The 4,860-nt window shown below is 53.6% G+C and carries 5 protein-coding genes; 1 reads left to right on the top strand and 4 read right to left on the bottom strand.

Annotated features, from left to right (window positions below):
- The 4 genes from A3730_RS15220 to A3730_RS15205 all read right to left on the bottom strand — a co-directional run.
- A partial coding sequence (locus tag A3730_RS15220; RefSeq protein ID WP_156501216.1) for an ankyrin repeat domain-containing protein occupies nt 1-571 on the bottom strand: 571 nt, incomplete at its 3' end.
- Nucleotides 572-653: 82 nt separating this feature from the next.
- Nucleotides 654-1,763 carry a hypothetical protein gene (locus A3730_RS15215; RefSeq protein ID WP_063538357.1) on the bottom strand — a complete coding sequence of 370 codons (1,110 nt, stop codon included), beginning with the start codon at nt 1,761-1,763 and terminating at the stop codon, nt 654-656.
- Between the two features lie 60 nt (nt 1,764-1,823).
- A complete protein-coding gene (locus tag A3730_RS15210; protein ID WP_063519489.1) occupies nt 1,824-2,549 on the bottom strand; it encodes a hypothetical protein in 726 nt (241 codons plus the stop codon).
- Nucleotides 2,550-2,631: 82 nt separating this feature from the next.
- Nucleotides 2,632-3,702 carry an AraC family transcriptional regulator gene (locus tag A3730_RS15205; RefSeq protein WP_231883967.1) on the bottom strand — a complete coding sequence of 357 codons (1,071 nt, stop codon included), beginning with the start codon at nt 3,700-3,702 and terminating at the stop codon, nt 2,632-2,634.
- 58 nt (nt 3,703-3,760) lie between these two features.
- Here A3730_RS15205 and A3730_RS15200 point away from each other — a divergent pair, with 58 nt between their 5' ends.
- Complete coding sequence (locus A3730_RS15200; RefSeq protein ID WP_063538355.1) at nt 3,761-4,690, top strand: sterol desaturase family protein; 930 nt, start codon at nt 3,761-3,763, stop codon at nt 4,688-4,690.
- Nucleotides 4,691-4,860 lie beyond the last annotated feature (170 nt).

Below are 4,860 nucleotides of genomic sequence, written 5' to 3'. Positions count from 1 at the left end.
TAACTGCATTATAAAGTCCAGCTTGAGGGCTGTACCCTAAAGAAAGAAAATAATCTATTTTTTTATAAAAGCCGGAAAAATCTTCCTTTTCAGGATCTTCTTGCTCTGTCGTTCTAGGCATGAAGCTTGATATAGGGCACCGCTTAACATAAGAGGCATCAACCTTAAATTCCTCAACAAACATTTTGAACAGTTCAAAGTTTTTAAAAATCCCAGCTCTATCTAAGCAAGAAAAGCCAAATTCATCTCGTTTTTGCAGATCTGCACCATGGGTAATCATGAACCTTAACCACTCATACAGATCATCATAAGACAAGCCATTCATTTGTGATTGGTAGTTAATTATTCCAAACCAAATTGTACTGTAATCACAAGTGTCGAGACTTTTGTTCAGGTACACCCCCTCTTCTATCAGCTGTCGAAGTCGGCTATCGTCATAATCCATCTTTTCAATTGATAATAGAGTGTATGGATTCTCTTCATCCTCACCCTGACTATAATTTAATGGGACATAAAGACTTTGAAGGTAAGCCTCGATCTCAGCTTGCCTTTTTCTTATTCCTGGTTTCATAGCTTAATCCCCCAATATGAATCTTTATATTTTCGAAGGAACCGATATCTGGAACCGGGGTCAGGTCTGAATGGCATTTTTATTATCCGCACCGTTCTTCGCGCAAATCCTGAATCTCTTCAAGAGAAAAATCCACGGAGGCTCCACCATTCAGCGACACCGACCAAACCTCGGAATTTCCATCCATGGTGATTACGGCGCTATTGCCTGATTCATCTTGCAGCTCAACCTGACCACTTTTGATGGCTCGCCTGAGGCTCAAAAAACTTGTATCAGAAGGGTCATCCTCAATAACCAGATCCGAAAGCGTTGCCGCTGTGATCAACCCCTCTGGACATGACTCGCGATGAGGAATCACCCTTTTTACCCCATAAACCCCTGAGAAGCTTTCAATCCTTGATTCCGGGAAAGGGAGACCTGCATTGGGCGTGACAGCAAGAGCAAAACGCTCATCCATGTTTTTCCCCAACTGAGAATAGAAAGCCACCACTTCCCCTGTATCGTCATCAATAGACGCAAATCGCTCGAGCAGAAATTCCTCAGAATGCTGACTTTTCTCTCCATACTCTTGTTCAGCACTTTCCCGCTCAAGATGAATGAAAACATGCCCATACATGGCTCGCATTAATCGACTATTAATGATATCGGTCTGCTGGTAAGCGAAATAGGGAATCTCAACGGAATCCCCGTACCGGTCATAGGAAAGGAAATCCGTTTCTTCAAAAAATTCGCCGGAACCTATGCCGGAACCAGGGAAGCCACGTTGACGAAACCCCGTGTTGATCGACCCTAACGTTAAATCATAATCACAACCTTCCAAACGATAGGATCGCACGTCATATAGCGCCCCGGAGAATGGCGACTCAAGGTCTTCCAGCGTGTAGCTTTCGGACACATAGCCTCCTTCCTGCAAGCAGGTAAAACCATGATGACTGGCCACATCAACACCATTACCCATCTGGATATTTGCATGACCTTCTATCGTGCTCAGGGAGCCTGTGTGATAGAAACCGCCACCAAACAACAACACCGCATCTTCTTCAGACGTTAACGTCGCAGCTGGCAGGGGTTCTAATGGCGCTCTGAATATTGCAGGTTCAGGATAGGCTTGGGCTACCTGATCGCTGTCACTGCCACCGCCTCCGCAACCGGCAAGAAAGGCACTCCCCAAAAGCATTACTTTCAATCGCATTAATCTTTTATCCATGAAGTTATTTGGCCATTCGATATCACAGAAGTCCGCATCCTCTTCTTATTCGCAGGCCGCATCAAATTCATCCATCACCTGCATCATGTCCTTGTCCATGCCAATCCACCCGACAACATACTCACCCCCTTGCGCGACGACCTCATGGCGTAACTCGCGACGCTCGAGGATCCCGACAAGAATGTCTTTCTCGTCTTCTGAAAGTGTTATTTTGGCAAGCCCCGTTTCGCCTTTTGAAAGGTCCGGCTCCAGCGTCAGCACTTCGGCTGGGCGACCGTTGACTACCGATGCACCATCAAACCCTCTCAGAACGGCCTCCACAGAAATGCTTCCGGCACCACTTGCGCCATCACGAATGATGCTAAGGCCTCGCTGTTGCGGCGGATTGCCGGAGAACAGCACTACCGCACCGTCACCCAGATGACGGCGTTCATCGCCAATCACGTTGAGAAATTCCTGCTGACTTTCCGGAAGGTAGACATCTCCCTCCTGGTACGGCGGGCTATCGCTTCCGAGGCGGCTTTTGCGATGCGTCACCACAGGGGTGACTTTGCCTTGCTCATCAATGTCATACCGGATGATCAGCAAGGCGGTCGCCTGATGTAGCTGATCTTCATCGGAAAGCCGATTGAACGCCTCCCAGGAGGAAGCTTCGACTTCGATCATGCCTTCTTGCCCACCCATCGCAGCCTGTTCATCGGTATCCGGGCCACAGGCACACAGGATGAGAGACAGACCACACGCCAGGCCAGCACACAACAATGCTTTCACAGAAAATCCTTTTCTTGTTTTTAGTCCTTGGCCCCTGCCGGGATGAGAGGCCCAATCTAGCCATTGCGCAAAGAATTGCAAATTAGCCCGTATCCCGCCACGCCCCCGGCGACACCCCCACCCACTGTTTAAATGCCCGGTTGAACGAACTTTGCTCGGCAAAGCCCAGCAGCATGGTGATTTCGAAAAGCGATAGCGACGGGTCGCGCAGGTAGCTTTGTGCCAGTTCCTGGCGGGTACGATCCAGCAAGCCCTGAAAGGTCTGGCCGCTTTGTGTGAGACGGCGTTGCAGGGTACGAACGGAGATGGCCATTTCGTTGGCCACGTCTTTCAGGGATACCCGCGCATCGGGCAACAGGCGCAGAAACACCTGCTGCACCTGAAAGGCGAAGGGATCATTGCCCGGCAAAGCGTTGGACAAGGCCACAGACTGGCGATCAAGAATCTGGCGCAGGGCCGGGTTGGCGGTGGGCAGGGGGATGCTGAGGTAATCCGCCGGGAAGCGCACCGCCACATAGGGCGCGCCAAAGCTCACCGGGCAGCCAAAGAAGGCCTCGTAGATGGCTGGGTTTTCCGGGGCGGGTGAGGAGAAGGTCACCTCTGCGGGATTGGGGGCGTCCGGGACGATCTTGCGCAGGAAGCTGATCAGCGCCGAGATGGCGGTTTCATCCACCAACAGACCCAAGCTGAGACCACCGAACAGGGGCCAGCCGATTTCGGCCTGATTGCCGCGGATCACCACTTCCGCCATGCGGATCCCGTAGAACAGGGATTCGAAACGCTGGTAGGCATACAGGGCCTGGCCCAGGTTATCGCTGGCCTGCACCAGATACCCCAGCACCCCCACATGATCCGGGCTGATGCAGGCGCCGATCTCCAGACCACGCCCGTCACCGGGGTGCACGGCATACGCCCGCCGCAGCAGGTCCAGCCACTGGATCAGGGGGACCTGCTCACCTGGGCCCAGCCGGGACACCGCCGCCCGCAGGGTCGGGGCATGAAGTTGCTGCTGATCCAGCCAGTCCAGCAGCACGCGCACGTAGGAGCCATTGACGCGGATGGCGGTGGGATCGGGATAAGGGTTCGTCATGGCATGATTGGATAACAGCTTGGCATGATCCGTCAATCCCACTGGGCCGGCATTTTCTAGCATGGCCCCATCAAAGACGCGTTTTATTAGCGCCCGCCCCATGACCTGAGGGAGCCCATCCATGAATCTGATCGACTTTGCTGTTACCACCTACCAGAACGCGGACATCAAGGAGCTGCTGCTGGTAGCCATGATGCCGCTGTTCGGCCTGACTATCGTTCTCGAGGCCTGGCGCTTTCGTGGCACCGGTATCTATAGCCTCAAGGATTCCGCTGCCAGCATGACGCTGGGCGCCAGCTATGTGCTGCTGGAGGTGGTGGTGAATGCCTTGTTCGTGTTCGCCATTCTGGACTGGGTGTACAGCTACCGGCTGATGGACATTGCCATCACCCCGTGGACCTTTGCGCTGTTGTTTTTGATGGTGGACTTCCTGTTCTACGTTTACCACGTGACCGCCCACAAGGTGCGCTGGTTCTGGGCCACCCATGTGGTGCACCATGCCTCCGAGCACATGAATTTCACCACCGCTGGCCGCCAGAGCACGCTGTATGCGTTCAGCGGGCTGTTCCTGTTTTTCCTGCCGCCGGTACTGCTGGGCTTTGATCCTGCCTGGGGCCTGTTCGCGCTGGCAGCGAACCTGTCTTACCAATGGTTTATTCACACCCAGTGGATAAAGAAACTGCCGCGGCCGATCGAGTTCATTTTCAACACGCCGTCACACCATCGCGTGCACCACGGCCGCAACCCGGAATATATCGACCGCAATTTCGGTGGCACTCTGATTATCTGGGATCGCCTGTTCGGCACCGTCGTGGAAGAGCGCGACGACCTGCCGCCGGAATACGGCATCACCCGCCAGATCCACAGCTACAATCCGATCACCCTGACGCTGCATGAGTTCATTGCATTGTTTAAGGATATGGCGAAGCCGGGGCCGTTGTGGCTGCGACTGAAACACCTGTGGGCGACGCCGGAATGGCAACGACCGGAAGCGCAGAACCAACACGCCAAGAAAAACGTACCCGCCATAGCAGCGCAGCAGGAAGGATAAGAGTGGCGCGACAGGCGGAGACTTTCTTCGGAAATTTCCGCCCGACAGCCCACTACTCGCAAACGAAGCAAGGGCCTAAACTGAAGATACACACCACTACCTTGCTGGCCTGCTCCGATTCCCGAGAATGGACTCGCCCAAGCAGCCCCATGCAACCCTCACCGCCGCCC

The sequence above is a fragment of the Alcanivorax sp. HI0044 genome (assembly GCF_001634945.1).
This window is presented reverse-complemented; position numbering and strand designations above follow the sequence as displayed.